The following is a 19,022-nucleotide window of genomic DNA, read 5'->3' on the forward strand; positions in this document are numbered from 1 at the left end:
GTTACTCTGTACTTAGGAAGACGCTAAATAGTTACGAATAGCCTGTAAAAATGGGCTGCCGTATTTGTTGAGTTTGGTAAAACCAACCCCAGATACTTTGAGAAATTCACTGTCATTGGTTGGCATTAACTGCGCCATTTCTGCGAGTGTTTTATCGTTAAATACCACATATGGCGGCACATCATCGGCATCCGCAAGCTCTTTGCGCAGGGCACGAAGTTTGGCAAACAACTTTTTATCATAGTTAAATTGGGCCAATTTATCTTGGTAAACATGCTTGGCTTGTAGCCGTGGCTCGGCTATTTGTAAGCTATACTCGCCTTTAAAAATAGCACGTGCACCTTCAGTTAAGCGCAGCGCAGATCCTTGAGTGATATCTTGGCTTAGCAAACCTTGGTGAATGAGTTGACGTAAAATACTCAGCCAAAATTCACTACTGTGATCTTTACCTATACCATAGGTACTGAGCTGATGGTGATTATTATCACGAATACGACTGGTATTGGCCCCACGCAGTAATTCCACAATGTAACCTAAACCAAAGCGCTGTTCGGCGCGATACACGCATGACAGAGCTTGCTGCGCCACTAAGGTACCATCAAAGCTTTTTGGTGGATTCAAGCAAATATCACAGTTACCACACGGTTCACGCTGGTATTCACTAAAATAGTTAAGCAGTATCTGCCGGCGACAAGTTTGCGCTTCTGCAAAGCTGGCCATGGCATTAAAACGTTGCTCTTCGACACGCCGGCGTTGTTCATCTTCAATGTCTTCAAAAAAGCGCCTAACACGGCCAATATCGGCCGGATCAAAATACATAATTGCTTCAGCTGCAAGCCCATCACGGCCAGCGCGGCCAGTTTCCTGATAGTAAGATTCAATACTTTTGGGAATATCGTAATGCAATACAAAACGGACATTGGGTTTATTAATCCCCATACCAAAGGCAACGGTGGCTACCACAATTTGAATATCATCGCGGGCAAAGCCTGTTTGCACAAATTGGCGTTGTTCGTTACTCATACCGGCATGGTAAGCCGCTGCATTCATGCCAGCATCGGCAATTTTTTCTGCTATTTCGTCAACCCGTTTACGGCTGGTGCAATAAATGATACCACTTTGATTTTGTTGTTCTTTTAAGTAGCGAAGTAATTGCGCTAACGGCTTGAACTTTTCTTCTATGGTGTAACGAATATTGGGTCTGTCAAAACTGCCAGTATGAATATAGGGGGTGGTTAAACCAAGCTGCTGAACAATATCAAAGCGGGTGGCTTTATCGGCAGTGGCAGTCAGCGCCATCATCGGCACATGTGGAAAATGCTGTTTAAGCTCGCTTAGTCGACAGTAATGTGGGCGAAAATCATGGCCCCAATGGGACACACAGTGAGCTTCGTCAATTGCAAATAAACTAATATTGAGATGGCTTAAGCGCTCTTTAAATTCGTGCTGTAGTACTTTTTCTGGAGCAACATAAAGTAGTTTGAGCAAGCCATTGTGCAGTTGTTGATATATCTGCTGTTGCTCGTCGCGGTTAAGGCTGTTGTTGATATACGCCGCTTTAACCCCTAACGCTTGTAGTTGTGATACTTGATCTTGCATTAGTGAGATCAGCGGTGAAATAACCACGGTCAGGCCACTCAAAGCCAATGCCGGTACTTGATAGCAAACGGATTTGCCACCGCCAGTGGGTAATAATACCAGCGTGTCTTGGCCGTTAAGGGCTGCGTCGATCACCGTTTCTTGGCCATCACGAAACTCGCTATAACCAAACACTTGCTTGAGTATAGCGGCGGGACTGCGCACAACGGTGCTTGGTGTGGGGATTGGTGTATTCATCGCGCTCATTTTAGAGCTTTTAGGCGACCTTGCATAGGTGCTTTTTATCGCACTTTCTTTTTAGTTGTGCTTTACTCGTCTTACCAGTTATAAAGTTTGCAGATAATAATAATGAATAAAGCCATTTTAATTGATCGAGTTGCTAAAGTATTTGTTGAGCAAATGCCGTTTAATCAGTTTTTACAAATTAAAGTTAAGTCACTAGATGCTGAGCAAGCGCAAATAAGTTTTCCTTGGCAGGATGTTTTTATTGGTAATCCGGCGCAAAAAATTCTCCATGGCGGGGTGATCTCAGCGGTACTAGATAATGTCGGCGGTATGCTTGCTGCGGCTGCGCTGATTGATAAACTCAGCGAACTTGATATGCCAAGTGTGCAAAAAAAGTTGGCAACATTGGGTACCATCGACTTACGAACCGATTATTTACGACCTGGTAAAGGGCTTGAATTTACCGCCAGTGCTAAGCTCATTCGCTCAGGTAATAAGGTATGCGTATGTCGAATGGAGTTACATAATGAACAAGGTACTCAAATCGCTTTTGGCACGGCGACTTATTTAGTTGGATAAAGCCTAGCAGACAGGTAGACTAGCCGTCTTTCATCCATTTCAGAAAAAATTTATGCCAACTAATCCTGAACAGCGTAAAGGCGTTATTTTAGCCTGTATGGCTTTTTTTATGTGGGGCTTAGCGCCTATATACTTTAAATTGTTGCAGCACATTTCGGCGTTTGAAATACTGATGCACCGAGTTGTATGGTCGGTATTATTTATCGTCATTATAGTTGCTGTATTGAAGCAATGGCATAAAGTCCAACATGTTTTCAAACAACCTAAGTTAATTGCCATGTTGGTGATTACTGCCACCTTACTTGGTTTTAACTGGGGATTGTTTATTTGGGCGGTAAATAATGATCATATGCTTGATGCGAGTCTAGGTTATTACATCAATCCATTATTAAATGTGTTACTCGGCATGCTATTTTTAGGAGAAAAGCTTCGTAAGTGGCAAGCGTTAGCGGTAGCGTTGGCATTGTGTGGCGTGGTGATCCAAGTGATTAGCTTTGGTTCTTTTCCGGTTGTTGCCTTGTCATTGGCAAGCTCATTTGCAATCTATGGCTTACTACGTAAAAAATTGCCCATTGAATCATTGCCAGGGTTGTTACTCGAAGCGTTAATATTATTGCCAGTTGCTTTAGTTTATTGGTGGTTAATGGTGCCTACAGCAAGCTCCGATTTTTCTGCTAATGATTGGTATACCAATGTGTTATTGATCAGCGCGGGCGTTATTACGACGTTACCTTTGTTGTGCTTTATAGGTGCTGCTAAGCGATTGCAATATACTACTTTAGGATTTTTTCAGTACATTGGGCCAAGCTTAATGTTTATTTTAGCGGTGGTGTTTTATGGTGAAGTATTCAGTGGTGAGCGTATAGTAACATTTGCCTGTATTTGGAGTGCTTTGGCAATTTTTAGTTGTGATTCGTATCGGCAATCACAAAAGCGCAAGCGTGAAAATATCCCACCAGTAACTAAGCCTGTTTAAGCACTGACTTTATTACGGCCCGTTTTTTTGGCCTCATAAAGCTTAATATCAGCCTGTTTTAATAATTCATCGATTTGATAAACAGGCTCATGTGCGTAACCGATAGACAAGGTAAATTGAATTTTTTGCTGACTAAGCTCAGGGCTATTAAGCTCAATGAAATGGCGAAATCCTTCAAGGCGTTTTAATACTTCAGTTTTATCCACATCATTAAAATAGACCACAAATTCTTCACCACCTAAACGAGCTGCGAAGTACTTTTTAAAATATTTAGCAAAACAGCTAGCAAATCCTTTGAGTACTTCATCGCCAGCATCATGGCCGTAGCTATCGTTGATAGATTTAAAGTGGTCAATATCAAACATCGCTAAAGAAGGTGTTAATTGTTTTTTCTGCATTTGCTTTAACGATTTCGTTGTTTCTTCAAAGAAGTAACGACGATTGGGTAACTTAGTTAAATAGTCTGTATTGGCTTGCAAGCGAATGGTGGTAATTTGCTCTAACATGTCAACGTTTTGGCTCAAACGACAGTAAAACTCTTCATTGTTAAACGGTCTACGTAAATAATCGTTGGCGCCATTTTTTAAAAAGCGTGCTGAAAGGTGAGCTGCATTAGAGCCGGAAATGCCAATGATGGCTTTTTCATCATTGCTGTATAAACGGCGGATCTCACTACATAACTCATCACCATTCATGTTGGGCATTTCGTTATCGGTAATGATCACCGCTATATCGGGGGTGTGTTCAAGCATGGCGAGTGCTTCAATACCATCGTTGGCTTCTAAAATTTGATATTTATGGCGTTTAAGTAAGTTACAAATATGGCGTCGAGTAGCAACTGAGTCATCAACCACCAATACTTTAACATTTTCGTTGCGAGGTAGGCGTTGCAATTGTTTTTCTAAATATAGATAAGCTTGTTTATTCTCTTTAGTGATGTAATCAATGATAGGATATTTTTCAACAGTATTACGGGTTTTTAAATCGATGTTGCCAGTCATTACAATCGTGGGGATTTCAGCTGCAATAGTGCAGGGAACTGCTTCACCTTGCGGAGCATCAGGCAAAATAAAATCTACAACAGCGCAAAAATAGCGATTTTTACTGATCAACTCTTTCGCTTGCGCTAATGAGTCTGCTATATCGGCATCATAGCCAACTTTAATTGCAATGTGTTTTTGCACTCGCGCTATAGTTGGCGTATCTTCAATGATGAGTATTTTCCGTGTCACGTAACACCTTGTTTTTTGGCCGGACCAAATAGTATTGCTTATACAAGTTGTAACTGTTAAAACACGAAAAAGCAAATAGCACCATTACTTTTATAGGCTATCTGACTCCGAATAGTAATCTTGGCTCTGTGGCGTTGGACTTGAGATCCGAGAGCGCCCAAATAGTGTATGAAATTTAGTTTTACAGGTCGTTAGCTTGAGGTATTTTATCCAAGCTCGCTCAATTGCGTTAGTTGGCTCTTGACTACCTGAAACAACAGCAAGAAATTGTGCTTGAATTTCGTTTTGTGGTTCAAGGGTTTTGTTGTATAACCCTTTGAGTACCACGCCGTGTTGTTCAAGTATGTTAGCTTCTAATAAAGTGAAATTACCGCTGCGGCCGAATCCGCGTGGAAAATTCTGGTCATCATAAAACTGACGTTGGCTTACAAATGCTTGGCGAAGTAGTGAAATATCGTTGCTCATGGCTGTTTCCTCATGCCCTATATACTGGCTGGAGTATGGATCAAGTTGCGCAATTTATTAAACAAAAAATTTTTATCGTGAGGATAAGTAATTGGATATAGATTTATTGAAAACCTTTGTCGAAGTAGTGCGTACTCGCCACTTTGGCAAAGCAGCAGAAAACCTTTATATTACACAGTCTGCGGTGAGTTTTCGTATTCGTCAACTAGAACAAGGGTTAGGGGTTAATTTATTTATCCGCCAACGCAATAATATCCAATTGACCGCCCCCGGCGAGCGTTTGTTACCCCATGCGCAAATGATTATAACAGGAATGCAACGGGCTAAAGTCGATGTTGCACTTGCTGATAATATGCATAAACAAGTGAGTTTAGCTGGCACCCCTAATATTTGGGATGCTTTTTTACAGTTTGGTATCACAAATATAGTATCTGCTATGCCTGGCGTCTCGTTGGTTGCAGAAGTTAAAGCACAACAAGAGAGCACGCGGTTATTATTAGAGCGAACTTTAGATTTAGCTATTTTATTTGATCCGCCTAAAGTTGATGAGTTGGTCGTTGAACGCATTTGCACCTTACCAATTATTCCTATTAGTGCATTTGAAGGCGCAGCAAATGAAAACTTTTTTGATAATCAATATGTCTATGTTGACTGGGGAACTACCTTCTCCCTTTGGCATGCGCGACAATTTACTGGGCGGACACCCCCTTATTTTCGTACCAGCACAGGGCGCATTGCATTAGATTTGATACTACAATGTGGAGGTAGTGCATTTATTCCTGAAGTTTTAGCTAAAAGCCATCTAGATAAAGGAGAGCTACATCGGGTACCTGATGTGGAACATACGTCCCGGGATATTTTTGTCGCTTATCACAGAGATAATGAACAAAAACCCTTGCTTGAGACGTTGGTTAATTTATTGCTGGAATTAACACCCACAATAAGCAGTGAATTTAGCGCTAAGTAAGCTATATATGACATTTTTATGTTTATTTGATGTCTTTTTTTATGCCTTTTTATGAATAATATAAGGCAAAAATATTTCAGTTGTAATATTTGTGTCATTTACCGCAGGCAAAATGCAGCGAATTAAAAATTAGTCTGTTGCGTTTATTGAGGAAATAATATGAAATTTGCAAAGTCGACCTTATTACTAGCTGTGTTAAGTGGTTTATCGTGTCCTGCATTTGCTGATGTTGATGTGTATGGTAAAGCAAATGTCTCTGTGCAATCTTCGGATGATGGTGAAGGGTCATTCAGCGAAATTAAAAGTAATGCATCGCGAATTGGTTTTAAAGGTTCTGAAAACATCAGTGCTGGCTTAGAAGCTATTTATAAGTTCGAATTTCAAGTTAATGTTTCTGATGATTCAAAAGACACGATTACGTCACGTAATCAATACGTTGGTTTAAAAGGTGGGTTTGGTCAACTTGTGATTGGCCGTAATGATACCGCTTTGAAGCAATCACAAGGGAAGTTAGATTTATTTGATAACCTTGAAGGTGATATCAAAAATTTATTTAAAGGTGAAAACCGCCTGAGTGATACGCTAACTTATTCATCAAAGGATTTAAGTGGCTTTAAAGTGCTTGCAACTTACGTTGCTGAAAAAGACAGTGAAGGCGATAGCGGTTATTCATTAGCACTTACTTATGGCGATGCTGGACTGAAGAAAAGCAACGTTTATGCATCAGTTGCTGCCGACAGTGAAGTTAATGGTTATGATGTTGTACGCGCTACCGTGCAAGGCAAAGTAGCTGATTTTAAACTAGGTGCAATGTACCAAAGCCAAGAAAAAGTGGATGGTAGCGGTGATGCCGATGGTTATTTAGTTAATGCGGCTTACACCCTTGATAGCAATACATTTAAAGTGCAATACCAAGTAATGGATTTTGATGTGGGTGATAAAAAGTCTGCTATCTCTGCTGGTGTTGATCACTCATTGAGCAAAAACACCACGTTATTCGCCTTCTATACTAATTTTGATATGGACAGCAATGTTGATCAAGATTACTTAGGTGTTGGCATGGAATACAAGTTTTAGTCTTGAGACTATTGCAAAAGCCTTACTTCTTACAGTAAGGCTGTTTACTATTAAGCTTGTGCATACACTGATTTACCCGCAAGCCAGCGATTGATTAGTTGTTCTACTTGTTCAGGATACTGGCGGAGCATTTGTAGTGCGATAGGTCTGACTAAGTTGAGTGTGTGCTTATCTCTGGTTAAGTCAGCAATTTTAAATTCTGCTAAACCTGTTTGTTTAGTGCCGAGCACTTCACCTGGACCACGAATTTCTAAATCGCGTTCAGCAATTACAAAACCGTCATTGCTATCTCTTAGCACAGCTAAACGTTTTTGTGCCGTATGAGACAAGGGGGCGTGGTATAAAAGCACACAATGGGATGCGATTGCACCGCGGCCAACTCGGCCACGTAACTGATGTAATTGCGCAAGGCCAAGCCGTTCAGGATTCTCAATGATGATCAAACTGGCATTCGGCACATCTACACCGACTTCAATGACTGTCGTCGCGACTAATATATGAATGTTCCCAGCTTTGAATTCACTCATAATGGCTTGCTTTTCAGCTGCTTTCATCCGGCCATGAACTAGCCCTACAGTTAACTCAGGCAGTGCATGAGTTAACTGCAGTGCGCTATCTTCTGCTGCTTGACATTGTAATGCTTCCGATTCATCAATTAAGGTGCATACCCAATAAACTTGGCGACCTTGCTCGGTACAGGCTGTTTTTACCCGCGCAATAATTTCATCACGACGGGTATCAGGTAGTGCAATGGTTTTAATTGGGGTACGTCCGGGTGGCAACTCATCAATCACGGAGGTTTCTAAATCGGCATAGGCGGTCATCGCCAGTGTGCGTGGAATCGGTGTGGCTGTCATCACCAGTTGATGTGGATAGCAATCACCAAAACGGCCTTTTTCTCGTAGCGATAAGCGCTGGTGGACGCCAAAGCGGTGTTGTTCGTCAATAATAATAAGCACTAAGTTATTAAATGTTACTTGTTCTTGAAATAACGCATGAGTACCAACAATCATTTGCGCTTCACCAGAGGCTATTTTCTCAAGTGTTGCGCTGCGCTCTTTCCCTTTGGTTTTTCCGCCCAACCAGGCTGTGGTAATACCTAAAGTTTGAAACCAGTTTTTGAAAGTAATGCCATGTTGCTCAGATAAAATCTCTGTGGGTGCCATTAACGCGACCTGATAACCTTGTGCGATAGCCGTTAAGGCACTCAAAGCGGCAACTAATGTTTTACCTGAGCCCACATCACCTTGGACTAAGCGCATCATCGGGTAGGGGTGTTGTAAATCACTTTTAATTTCTGCAACCACTTTACTTTGCGCGTTGGTGGGAGCAAAAGGCAGCTGCGCCAAAAATTTACTTTCTAATTGGTTGATTGGATCCAGTGCTACGGCTTTTACTTGTTGCCCTTGTTGGCGTAATTTTAATAGGCTGAGGTTTTGCGCCAGCAGCTCTTCAAATACTAGGCGTTGTTGTGCAGGATGCAGGCCTTGCTCAAGGGCACTTAAATCAACGTCATTGGCTGGACGGTGTAGTAATAAAAGTGCGTGAGTTAAATCCATACCGGCATGTTGAAATTGCGCTGGTAAGAGCTCTTCAACTTGATATTTATTCAGTAATTCAATTGCTTGATCACTTAAAGTCCGGATAGAGAGTTGCTTTAAACCTTCTGTTGTTGGATAAACTGGCGTTAGCGTGGTTGCTGTTGGTTGTTCACTCGGTGTATCGCTGAGGCTGTATTCAGGGTGAGTCATTTCATAACCCACTCTGCCACGGCGTACTTCACCAAAACAGCGGATCACTTTTCCACTGCTTAAGTTATTTTTTTGTGCCGCCGTAAAATTAAAAAAGCGTAATGTTAAGCGCCCTGTGCCATCATTCACTTGGCACACCAGCATACGTCGTTTACCAAAAGTGATCTGACTGGTTTCTATGCTTGCTTCAATCGTAACATGGCTATGCACCGCTAAATCACAGATATTATAAACCCGGGTGCGATCTTCATAACGCAGAGGTAAATGAAAGAGCATATCTTGTACTGTGCTGATCCCCAGCTTTTTAAGGCGTTCAGCCATTTTTGGGCCAACGCCTTTGAGATCAGTGATTGGGTAGCGGCTTAACGTTGGCTTTGACAAAATAGGCTCAAATCATTCATTTTTAGATGGTTTTTAGTTTACGTGTGAACGCTTTAGTCATCAAGCATGTTTTAATCGTTGCCAAAATGCTTCATCAGCAATGATTTCGCCGTTGTCATCTAAGGCTGGGTAAGGCTGCGATTTTTCTTTGCACTTTTGCGCAATGATTGGATGGCAGCCTTCAAATAACATCTTATGTTTGACTGTTTCATCAAGCATGATTCGTTGGTATAAACCTGCATTGAGACGTTGGTTTTGTGCTTCAAACAAAATTAATGCTGCCGCCACAGACACATTAAGTGACTGTGCCATACCTTGCATCGGAATGATGATATTTTTATCCGCGTGGGCAAGTGCTTGTGGAGATATGCCGGTTTTTTCTTGGCCGACAATAATGGCTGTTGGCAGAGTGTAATCAATGTCACGATAATCAACGGCATCAGGGCATAAATTAGTGGCAAGAACTTGTACTTTTGGGTTGTGCTGGCGCATCATCGCCACCGCACTATCAATATCTTTATGTAGATGAGTGGCGATCCAATTTTTACTGCCACCCGAAGTATTATTAGTCAGCCATTTTTGATTTTGCGGCCATACCGCATGCACATGATGACAACCCACAGCGTCTGCACTACGGACAATGGCAGACAAGTTATGGTGTTTATGCACATCTTCTAAGCACACGGTTAAATCGGTTTGACGGCGATTGAGTACGTGCTTTATGCGATGGTAGCGAGTAGTTTCCATTTTTAGCCTTGTCTGAACTCATAAAATTGCCGCTATTATACGGGAATTAGTGAGCTAAGGCATTACCGAGCGGCTAATTGGGTTTTGCAGCGATATTAGCGTTTCGGTTGATTGTATTGCTTCGATTGCTTGAATTTTATTGATCAGTACATCTTGTAAATGATCAATTGAACGCGTCATTACCTTAATAAAAATACTATAGTTACCTGTCGTGTAATAAGCCTCAACCACTTCTTCAAGCTCCTTTAAATGCAATAAGGTTTGTGGGTAGTCACGGGCATTATTAAGGTTTATGCCAATAAAACAGCAGACGTCATAGCCCAGTTGTTTGGCATTAATGCTTACTTGGGTGCCGGTAATAATCCCCGCTTGTTTCATTTTTTCCACTCGAACATGAATAGTGCCAGCACTTACTGCAAAACGTTTGGCTAATTCTGCGTAGGCAGTACGGGCATTATCCATTAAGGCGTGCAGGATCTGTTTATCGAGATTATCGATTTGATAATTTTCCATATAAATAAAGTACTTTAATTGTTGAATCTTTGTTTTTTATACCATTAAATTAATCAAATTCATATGTTAAAGCTCTTTTTGTTATTGGTTATTGAATTAAAGTGCTAAATGGTTGAGGATTGCTTTAACGACATGGTTGCTGCAGCGCAATCATGCACCTTTAGCAAGTAACAATAACTGGGAATGAGGCCAATTATTATGAGTTCACAATTTATGCAGCAACAGCAGCAAATTAGTAAAGTAAAACAGTATTTTTCACAGCAATTAGAGCAGCAATTAGGGTTAATTGAAGTACAAGCGCCTATTTTGGCTAAAGTAGGCGATGGTATTCAAGATAACCTAAGTGGCACTGAAAATGCGGTTGCGGTAAATGTTAAAACCATTCCTGATAGCCAATTTGAAGTAGTTCACTCATTGGCAAAATGGAAGCGAAAAACATTAGCTGATCATGGCTTTGCTATTGGCGAAGGTTTATATACGCATATGAAAGCACTGCGTCCGGATGAAGAGTCATTAAGCCCGATACACTCGGTGTATGTTGATCAGTGGGATTGGGAAAAAGTAATTTGTGCCAGCACTGAGCGCTCTTTGGATAAGTTAAAAGAAACAGTACGCGCTTTGTATCAGAGCTTAAAAGCAACCGAGCAATTTGTTGCTGATGAATTTGCGATCAGCCCTTTTTTACCTGCTGAAATTACCTTTGTGCACAGTGAGCAACTACGTCAAATGTATCCTGACTTTACCGCCAAACAGCGCGAAAAAGCAATTACTCAAGAATATGGCGCGGTGTTTTTAATTGGCATTGGTGGCGCATTGGCTGATGGAAAAATTCATGATGTGCGTGCGCCTGACTACGATGATTGGTCAACCCAAACCTGCGAGCAGTACAGTGGCTTAAATGGCGATATTTTATTATGGAACCCAGTGCTTGAAGATGCATTCGAAATATCGTCAATGGGTATTCGTGTATCGCCCGAGGCATTAGTGGCCCAGCTAGCAATTACTGGTGATGAAGGGCGTTTAGAGTTTGATTGGCACAAACAATTGCTTGCTAAAGAGTTGCCACAAACAATCGGCGGTGGTATTGGTCAGTCACGTTTGGCTATGTTGTTATTGCAAAAATCGCATATCGGCCAAGTACAAGTTGGCGTGTGGCCTGCAGAGTTAAAACAGCAAATGGCTGGTATTTTATAACGTAGACCAGAAATAGAGACTATCAGCTGTTAGTCTCTATCTGCTTGTGATCAACTGGTTTTAAATTCAATCTCTATTTTGCCTTCTTGCAGTTTTACGTTACAAGGAGGATAGCTGCGATTAGTTTTTAATACTTTATCGAAAATATGAATTTCGACCCCAGAATGCAATTTTTTATTGACCGCTAAATTAGCATTATTCAGCAAGCCATATAAATTTTGTTCCAAATTTGATAAGCGCTTTTCTAATTGCTCTGCTTGCTGACAGTAATGATTCTGAGTGGCGCCTATTTTTGCTAACAGTAGTTTTTTCTTTTCAGCATCCTTGAGTAAGTCTGCTTTTTCAATGGTGGCTTGCAAAGTATCGAGTTGCTCGTCAGTTTTAGCGAGCTCTTTTAGACACTCATCTGTTTCTGCCGTTATGGCTTGCCCTGATGCTGCCATATTAATGAACATTTTTGCACCAGACTCATTGCCAATTTCACCCGCAATGATCATCCCCGCATCGAGGACTTCGCCACCAAATAACTTACCTTGCGGATTGTCTGTTTGGCCAATTTGTAATAACCCTGTGGCTTTCATGGCACAATGGCTTGCTTGGCGTTCAATAAAAATATTATTACCAGCTAGGTAACTATATTGCGCGTGAGATAGATGAATATTACCACTACTAATAATTTTGCATGAAAGCGTTTTATCATCTAGCTGGTGGCCAATTACACCTTGTTTAATTGTAATATCGCCTTGCGCTGTTAACTCACCTGATTCGACCGTGCCCATAACGGTTATATCGCCTTTCGCGGTGACCTTCATGCCCGGCTCAATGTTATGAGTGACAATCACGCTGCCATCAAAATTAATATGGCCGCTTTTAACTGTGACATCGCCAATAGTAAAAATATCATCAACGCGCATGCCATTTTTAATTTCTACCGGTACGCCGGCAATGGTTGAGATTAATTCTAGAGGATTGGTTTTTGATATTTCGCTGCCTTCACCAGCGACTAACGGGCTACTTTCTCCCGCTTTTGCCGGCAGTACATCACCTTTTACGGTAAAGCCTTCTTTACCAGGAGTTGCGGGTTGCTGTCGAACTAACAGTGTACCGGGTTCAACACTGGCTAACTTGCCAAAATCGCGCATATCAACAGTACCATCTTCGCGCAGTTTCGGGGTATGCAAACGCTCTTTTAACGTTTGTACTTGAGAGAGTAGTATTGATGATTTTCCGTTTTCAGGTAAGCGACCTTTCGCGAGTATGCCTTTAACCGATGTGCCTGCGGGTAATTCAAATTGCTGCTGTAGAAGCTGCTCTAGAAAAGCTTGTTTGTAGCCTCTAGCAACACCTGCTTTGATCAGCTGTTGTTTAGCTTGATCAAGGGCTAAAACTTTACCACCTTGCGCGGTTGTAAGTTCACCAGTCGCTAACATTTTATCATCACTGATAGTCACTGTTAGGGTGGCATCATGCTTACTTGCTACCACTAAACTACGTTCATTGCTTGGCTCTTTAAAAAAAGCGTTTATGGCGTCATGATCTATCCGGCATTCACAGAATGTCGATTTTTTCAGTGCTTCTATAATAAAGGCAGCACTTGGTGGCGAATGTTCTATAACATCGAGTAATACATTACCGTTATGAGCAAGCTTAAACACGGATTATCCTTTTGCAACATTTAAGTTAAAGGTTTTTATAATTATATAAGGATAGAGTGCTAGAGATTTGGATAAGTGTCAAGAAAATCGAAGATGAGACTGAGATAGAGTAATTAACCTAAGTCTTTATTCTTAGATGTATAGCTATACCCAAATCACCGCTAGGTTTGATTTGGGTATAATGAACTTAATTTGTTGAAGGTAACTCCATAATTCCATCAATTTCAACTTGCACGTTTTTTGGTAGTGCACGTACACCAATTGCTGCTCGGGCAGGGTAAGGTGCTTTGAAATATTGGCTCATTACTTCATTTACAGTGGCAAAATTAGATAAGTCAGTTAAATAGATATTAACTTTTACCAAATCTTGGATGTTGCCACCGGCTTCTTCACATACCGCACTAATATTTTTAAATACTTGATGTGTTTGCTCTGCGAAATCTTCAGAGATCACTGCCATCGTTGCCGGTACTAAAGGGATTTGACCTGATAAGTAAACGGCTGTGCCAACTTTAACTGCTTGACTATAAGTACCGATTGCCGCAGGTGCTTGATCGGTAGAAATAAATGCTTTATTCATGATTTTCCTTTGTTATTTTTTACGATAGACTTTTTGCACATCAGGCATAACACGAATGCGGCGCATGATATTAGCAACATGGACACGGTTTTTCACGGTGATCCCTAAATCTATCACGTATAAATTACTTTCTTTTTCATCTGTGGCAATTTCCACAATGTTTGCTTGGGTTGTAGCAATTACATTGGTTAGTTTTGCGAGCGCGCCTTGGTGATTGATGATTTCCACACGCAGTGCTGCAATATATTCTTTTTCAGGATTATCATCCCATTTTACAACCAAGTACTTAGAGCGTTCAGTTTCCCAGCCGCGAATATTTTTACATTCTTGGCGGTGTACGGTGATGCCTTTACCTTGGCTGATGTGTGCGGTGATAGCATCCCCTGGCACTGGTCGACAACATTTAGAATAGTTAACTAGCATACCTTCAGTACCAATAATGGTCGCTTTAGCATTTTTAGTCATATCGCCTAAATCAGCATTGTCATTTTGTAATAGGCGCCGTGCGATCAACATGCTCATTAAATTACCGCAGCCAATTTCAACCAATAACTCTAATACAGTATTAAGCTCATGTTCTGCTAAGACGCGATTGATATTTTCCTCAGGTAAGTCATCGAATTTAGTTTCACCTAAGGCTGAGTCGAGTAAGCGACGACCAAGTAGTAAAGCTTCTTCATGATGCTGACTTTTCAGGTAGTTACGAATGCCTAAACGGGCTTTGCCAGTAACAATAAAGTTGAGCCAAGTGGCATTTGGGTGGGCGCCAGAGCTGGTGATGACTTCAACGGTTTGCCCGGTATCGAGTGCTTTACTTAACGGATGAGGTTTACGGTTAACGCGTGCACCCACACAGGTATTACCAACATCGGTATGGACCGCGTATGCAAAATCAACGGCGGTTGCACCCATAGGTAGCTCGACTATGCGACCATCAGGGGTAAACACATAAATCTCTTCAGGGAATAGCTCTGTTTTAACGTTTTCAACAAACTCAAATGATGAGCCCGCGCTTTGTTGCAACTCTAGTAAGCTTTGCATCCATTGACGTGCACGTTGTTGTGCCGTATGGCCTGCGCTATCACCGGCTTTTTTATACATCCAATGCGCAGCAACCCCTTTATCTGCCATGTGATCCATATCGTGAGTACGAATTTGGATCTCAACGGGAATGCCATGTGGGCCAACAAGTGAGGTATGTAACGACTGATAGCCATTGGTTTTCGGCACTGCGATATAATCTTTAAAGCGCGTTTCAATAGGCTTATATAAATTATGGGCAACCCCTAATACGCGATAGCAGGTATCCATGGAATCAACGGCAATTCTAAATGCGTAAATGTCCATTACTTCATTAAACAGTAACTCTTTATTGAGCATTTTTTTGTAAATACTATATAAGTGTTTTTCGCGCCCTGAAACGGTGGCTTTGATGCCAGCTTCTTCAAGTCGTGCTGTTATTTCGGTTTGGATATTAGAAATGACTTCTTTGCGATTACCCCGTGCTTTAGCAACTTCAGATTTTAAAGCGCGATGACGCATCGGGTAGAGAGCTTGAAAGCCTAAATCCTCTAGTTCATTCTTGATATCGTGAATACCGAGGCGATTAGCAATGGGTGCATAAATCTCTAATGTTTCACGTGCTATGCGACGTCGTTTATCAGGGCGTAATGCACCCAGCGTGCGCATATTATGTGTACGATCGGCTAACTTGATCAAAATAACCCGAATATCTTGGGTCATTGCCATAATCATTTTTCGGTAGTTTTCAGCTTGGAATTCTTTTTTATCTTTAAAGCTGAGTTTATCCAGTTTGCTAACGCCTTCAACCAACTCGGCAACGGTATCGCCAAATATTTCGGCTAAATCTTGTTGGCTAAAGTCAGTGTCTTCGATCACATCATGCATTAATGCAGCCATTAACGTTTCATGATCTAAATGCATGCCAGCCAAAATTTGGCTTACTTCAACAGGGTGAGTAATGTAAGGTTCGCCGCTTGAGCGAGTTTGACCTTCATGGGCCTCTCGGGCTACCACGTAAGCTTTTTGTACCAGCTCTACATCAGCAGCAGGCAAGTATTCTGAGATTTTCTTTTTTAGACCTTCAAAAAGATACATTCACACTCCAATGTTCTCGTGAAGCAAATAGATAACGGTATGTTAAGAATATACGATGAAAAGAAGGGATTGCCAACGGCTAGCGTAGAAATACTACGCCGTTGGCTAAATCAGACCAGAAAGTCAGATTATTGGTTGCCGCCTACAATTGCTGCAACCGCAGCCATTTCAGCTGCTTCTTGGTGTTGTTGCTCTTCACGATCGATAAGATCCATCGATGAGCTATCTACTAAACCAAGTTCAATTTCACGTAAAGCAATAACCGTTGGTTTATCGTTTTCAGGGTCAACTAATGGTTTTTTACCACCAACCGCGATTTGGCGGGCACGACGAGCCGCAACTAAAATTAAGTCAAAACGATTACCAATTGCATCTACTGCATCTTCAACAGTTACGCGAGCCATCTTCAGCACTCCAAATAAATTTTTAAGCAAAGACGTAGTTTACTGCACGCAGTCAGATTCGCCAATAGCTTGTGGTTAATTTAAACAAATAAAATACTTACTGAACCTAAATTAGGATTTAACGCAGTAAGTCTACGAGTAAATCTTGATGGCGAATAGCTTGGCTTTGTAGCGATAAGCGTTTTGCTAATACGATCGTCTCAATTTCATTTAGCGCAGTTACAAAATCATCGTTAACCACGACATAGTCATATTCATTGTAATGAGACGTTTCAGATTGGGCTTTCGCCATGCGACCAGCAATGACTTCTTGTGAGTCTTGACCGCGATTATTTAAACGTGATTCAAGTTCTGCTTTTGAAGGTGGTAGAATAAAAATAGTCTCAACATCGGCCACTAATTCGCGGACTTGGCGTGCACCTTGCCAATCAATATCTAAAAATACATCAATACCAGCTGCAAGCTGATCTTCAATTGCTTGCTTTGATGTACCGTAGTAATTATCGAACACTTGCGCCCATTCAAAAAAATCATCTTTGGCAATTAAAGCCTTAAACTCATCAACCGTTACAAAGTGATAATGCACGCCATGCTCTTCACCAGGACGAGGCGAGCGAGTAGTGTGTGAAACCGATACTTTCATATCACTGTACTTTGCTAATAAAGCACTAATTAGACTTGACTTACCTGCACCTGAAGGCGCTGATAATATAAATAAGTTTCCGCGAGTTTGCGTCATGACTTTGTTCTCTACTTAAAATAAATAGGCTTGAGTTACAAGTAACTCAAGCCTTTAATATTCGTATTGTACTTTATTTAAGTGATTTTGCTCAAGTTGAGCGAGTTATTGATCACTCTATGTTCTGGATCTGCTTAAGTAATGCGATGAATAACTATTTAAAATATAGTATGTTAGGGTGATTTTTTCTTTTAGAAATGTACATCTGTCACCATTTCTGTCACCACTTACTCAAAGTTGACTTGCTACCAATTCACTCGACTTTTAACTCATCTATTCTAACAGCTTTTTATCCATTTCTGAACTTCATTATAGCGCCAACCGACTCGACTTGCTGTGAGTTGGACTCTAGCGCAAAATCTCCCAGATCGTTCCAGTCGCCATATAGATGTACGTGATAAATTCGTTAGTTTTTGTACTTCTTTTATATCAATAATTTTATCAGGAGTGTTTATGTCTTTTGCTTCATTGGCTGGTTGTATTTGTTGTGCTAGATACTCTAAAAGCTGAAAACCAAAGAATTCAGAGGTATCTTTCGCTATTTGTATGTATTCAATTTTATGCTGTTTTTGAAGGTCTGTTAATATATCTAATGTGCAATGAAGGAAGAGAGAAGCTTCTGTTTGAGAAAATCGACTGTACAAAGAAATGCCCATAGAATCAGCCATATCACATATTTGTTGATTAAATGGTTGCTGCATTACTTATGTTCCAATCCTTTTGATAGCAGGTTAAACATCGATTGTTTAACTTTAAGTTAATAGTTTTTCATATGAAAATCAAAACAATATTGTGGCTATTGCATTTTTAAGCGAACAGGCACAATATTAGTATCAAGTTACATTAATGGATTATTGTTTTGAGCGCCCATTTTTATCATCCGAAAGATGATTCTCTTGAAGAAAAAACAAAAGCCTATCAAGTGGCTTTTAAGGCTTGGCAAAATATTGAGGTAAGCTTTCATTATTATGATCAAGAAGGGTGGGAGAATTGTTTAGGCGATAAAGATGAACTTCAAAGTGCGATGGATATTACTCAAAATACACTTGATAAAGCTATTAGCTCATTTTCACGAGAAGAGTTAATGAGTCTGTCAGACCAAAAAACATTATCTATTGATGAGCTTCAATTATTAGAATCTGAGCAGCAACAAAACAATAAAGATATTAAAGAATCGATTATTGAAAACAGAAAAAGAGAGATGATTGAAAGTCGGGCTAAAAACTCTACTTCTCGCGATAGAGATACAGGAAGAGAAATATAAATATTTTTGATTTTTTTTTGCAAGTTTGAAGTGGAAGATAAAACTTGATAACTCAGAAAAATTAATAAATGACTTCATCAAAAGTATAGTCTCATAGTTAATGTACTTGGTTAAAAAATAAATTTAAATCGTCCTTTAAATGAGCAGGTTAAACCCCATAACTATCTTTAGCGCTTGGCATTATTATTAAGCAGTTAAAGTCAGGCTTTTTTAACCTATACGAGAATTAAGCATGACAAATGAAAAATTAGTAACGAAATGGCTAGAAGAAAATACCACGGGACTATCATGGACGCGAGTAGGTAATGATACACCAGCAGTAAAGTTAGATAGGCTTTACATAAATCGAAGTGAAGCATATGAAATAAGAGACTTTATATTAAGATATTACAAAGAGTGTAAGTTAAAGCATAAGGCTGAAAATTATGCGATTACTTACAAAAAGATAAAGTCCTACAAAGCTAGTGAAAAAGTCAAATCAGATGAAATGCTAGAGTACTTGTCAGGTTTGCTACAAAAATAAAAAAAGCGACTTCATTAAAGAAGTCGCTTTTTC

At 40.5% G+C, this 19,022-nt stretch carries 19 protein-coding genes; 7 read left to right on the forward strand and 12 right to left on the reverse strand.

Features of this window, described 5'->3' with window-relative positions:
• Positions 1 to 12: 12 nt before the first annotated feature.
• The gene (recQ, locus tag ACMVDV_RS16680) at positions 13 to 1,836 is read right to left on the reverse strand and encodes a DNA helicase RecQ (protein WP_416158852.1); all 1,824 of its coding nucleotides are present in this window, start codon (positions 1,834 to 1,836) and stop codon (positions 13 to 15) included.
• A 111-nt stretch (positions 1,837 to 1,947) separates the two neighbouring features.
• Here recQ and ACMVDV_RS16685 point away from each other — a divergent pair, with 111 nt between their 5' ends.
• Both ACMVDV_RS16685 and rarD read left to right on the forward strand, forming a co-directional pair.
• Positions 1,948 to 2,403, forward strand: coding sequence for a thioesterase family protein (locus ACMVDV_RS16685; protein ID WP_416158853.1), 456 nt, complete (start codon positions 1,948 to 1,950; stop codon positions 2,401 to 2,403).
• A gap of 52 nt (positions 2,404 to 2,455) precedes the next feature.
• Complete coding sequence (gene rarD / locus ACMVDV_RS16690; RefSeq protein ID WP_304180162.1) at positions 2,456 to 3,379, forward strand: EamA family transporter RarD; 924 nt, start codon at positions 2,456 to 2,458, stop codon at positions 3,377 to 3,379.
• Here the strand turns inward: rarD and ACMVDV_RS16695 are convergent.
• Complete coding sequence (locus ACMVDV_RS16695) at positions 3,376 to 4,611, reverse strand: diguanylate cyclase (RefSeq protein WP_416158854.1); 1,236 nt, start codon at positions 4,609 to 4,611, stop codon at positions 3,376 to 3,378. The two genes, rarD and ACMVDV_RS16695, sit on opposite strands and share 4 nt — an antisense overlap.
• A gap of 90 nt (positions 4,612 to 4,701) precedes the next feature.
• A complete protein-coding gene (locus ACMVDV_RS16700) occupies positions 4,702 to 5,076 on the reverse strand; it encodes a DUF413 domain-containing protein (RefSeq protein WP_304180167.1) in 375 nt (124 codons plus the stop codon).
• Positions 5,077 to 5,167: 91 nt separating this feature from the next.
• Here ACMVDV_RS16700 and ACMVDV_RS16705 point away from each other — a divergent pair, with 91 nt between their 5' ends.
• Complete coding sequence (locus ACMVDV_RS16705; RefSeq protein WP_283710057.1) at positions 5,168 to 6,043, forward strand: LysR family transcriptional regulator; 876 nt, start codon at positions 5,168 to 5,170, stop codon at positions 6,041 to 6,043.
• 159 nt (positions 6,044 to 6,202) lie between these two features.
• Positions 6,203 to 7,120 carry a porin gene (locus tag ACMVDV_RS16710; protein WP_416158855.1) on the forward strand — a complete coding sequence of 306 codons (918 nt, stop codon included), beginning with the start codon at positions 6,203 to 6,205 and terminating at the stop codon, positions 7,118 to 7,120.
• A gap of 50 nt (positions 7,121 to 7,170) precedes the next feature.
• On the opposite strand, the gene recG is transcribed toward ACMVDV_RS16710, so the two are convergent.
• From recG to asnC, 3 genes are read right to left on the reverse strand one after another with little or no spacing between them, the layout of a single operon-like run.
• Positions 7,171 to 9,252, reverse strand: coding sequence for an ATP-dependent DNA helicase RecG (recG, locus tag ACMVDV_RS16715; protein ID WP_416158856.1), 2,082 nt, complete (start codon positions 9,250 to 9,252; stop codon positions 7,171 to 7,173).
• Between the two features lie 60 nt (positions 9,253 to 9,312).
• A complete protein-coding gene (gene trmH, locus ACMVDV_RS16720; protein WP_416158857.1) occupies positions 9,313 to 9,999 on the reverse strand; it encodes a tRNA (guanosine(18)-2'-O)-methyltransferase TrmH in 687 nt (228 codons plus the stop codon).
• A 54-nt stretch (positions 10,000 to 10,053) separates the two neighbouring features.
• Complete coding sequence (gene asnC / locus ACMVDV_RS16725) at positions 10,054 to 10,512, reverse strand: transcriptional regulator AsnC (RefSeq protein ID WP_304180180.1); 459 nt, start codon at positions 10,510 to 10,512, stop codon at positions 10,054 to 10,056.
• 198 nt (positions 10,513 to 10,710) lie between these two features.
• On the opposite strand from asnC, the gene asnA reads away from it, so the two are divergent.
• The gene (asnA, locus tag ACMVDV_RS16730) at positions 10,711 to 11,706 is read left to right on the forward strand and encodes an aspartate--ammonia ligase (RefSeq protein ID WP_416158858.1); all 996 of its coding nucleotides are present in this window, start codon (positions 10,711 to 10,713) and stop codon (positions 11,704 to 11,706) included.
• A gap of 50 nt (positions 11,707 to 11,756) precedes the next feature.
• Here asnA and ACMVDV_RS16735 read toward each other — a convergent pair whose 3' ends face one another.
• From ACMVDV_RS16735 to ACMVDV_RS16760, 6 genes are all read right to left on the reverse strand, one after another.
• Positions 11,757 to 13,361, reverse strand: coding sequence for a DUF342 domain-containing protein (locus tag ACMVDV_RS16735; RefSeq protein ID WP_416158859.1), 1,605 nt, complete (start codon positions 13,359 to 13,361; stop codon positions 11,757 to 11,759).
• A 187-nt stretch (positions 13,362 to 13,548) separates the two neighbouring features.
• Entirely contained in the window at positions 13,549 to 13,941 is a 393-nt protein-coding gene (locus ACMVDV_RS16740) for a RidA family protein (protein ID WP_416158860.1), read from the reverse strand.
• A gap of 12 nt (positions 13,942 to 13,953) precedes the next feature.
• On the reverse strand, positions 13,954 to 16,059 hold the full coding sequence (spoT, locus tag ACMVDV_RS16745; protein WP_416158861.1) for a bifunctional GTP diphosphokinase/guanosine-3',5'-bis pyrophosphate 3'-pyrophosphohydrolase: 2,106 nt from the start codon (positions 16,057 to 16,059) through the stop codon (positions 13,954 to 13,956).
• Positions 16,060 to 16,187: 128 nt separating this feature from the next.
• On the reverse strand, positions 16,188 to 16,463 hold the full coding sequence (gene rpoZ / locus ACMVDV_RS16750) for a DNA-directed RNA polymerase subunit omega (protein ID WP_304180191.1): 276 nt from the start codon (positions 16,461 to 16,463) through the stop codon (positions 16,188 to 16,190).
• A gap of 118 nt (positions 16,464 to 16,581) precedes the next feature.
• On the reverse strand, positions 16,582 to 17,202 hold the full coding sequence (gene gmk / locus ACMVDV_RS16755) for a guanylate kinase (protein ID WP_416158862.1): 621 nt from the start codon (positions 17,200 to 17,202) through the stop codon (positions 16,582 to 16,584).
• 278 nt (positions 17,203 to 17,480) lie between these two features.
• The gene (locus tag ACMVDV_RS16760; protein ID WP_416158863.1) at positions 17,481 to 17,903 is read right to left on the reverse strand and encodes a helix-turn-helix transcriptional regulator; all 423 of its coding nucleotides are present in this window, start codon (positions 17,901 to 17,903) and stop codon (positions 17,481 to 17,483) included.
• A 158-nt stretch (positions 17,904 to 18,061) separates the two neighbouring features.
• Here ACMVDV_RS16760 and ACMVDV_RS16765 point away from each other — a divergent pair, with 158 nt between their 5' ends.
• On the forward strand, positions 18,062 to 18,466 hold the full coding sequence (locus tag ACMVDV_RS16765; RefSeq protein ID WP_416158864.1) for a hypothetical protein: 405 nt from the start codon (positions 18,062 to 18,064) through the stop codon (positions 18,464 to 18,466).
• 232 nt (positions 18,467 to 18,698) lie between these two features.
• Complete coding sequence (locus ACMVDV_RS16770) at positions 18,699 to 18,989, forward strand: hypothetical protein (RefSeq protein ID WP_416158865.1); 291 nt, start codon at positions 18,699 to 18,701, stop codon at positions 18,987 to 18,989.
• Positions 18,990 to 19,022: the final 33 nt, after the last annotated feature.

The organism is Pseudoalteromonas sp. ASV78 (assembly GCF_047806705.1).
GTDB lineage: Bacteria > Pseudomonadota > Gammaproteobacteria > Enterobacterales > Alteromonadaceae > Pseudoalteromonas > Pseudoalteromonas prydzensis_A.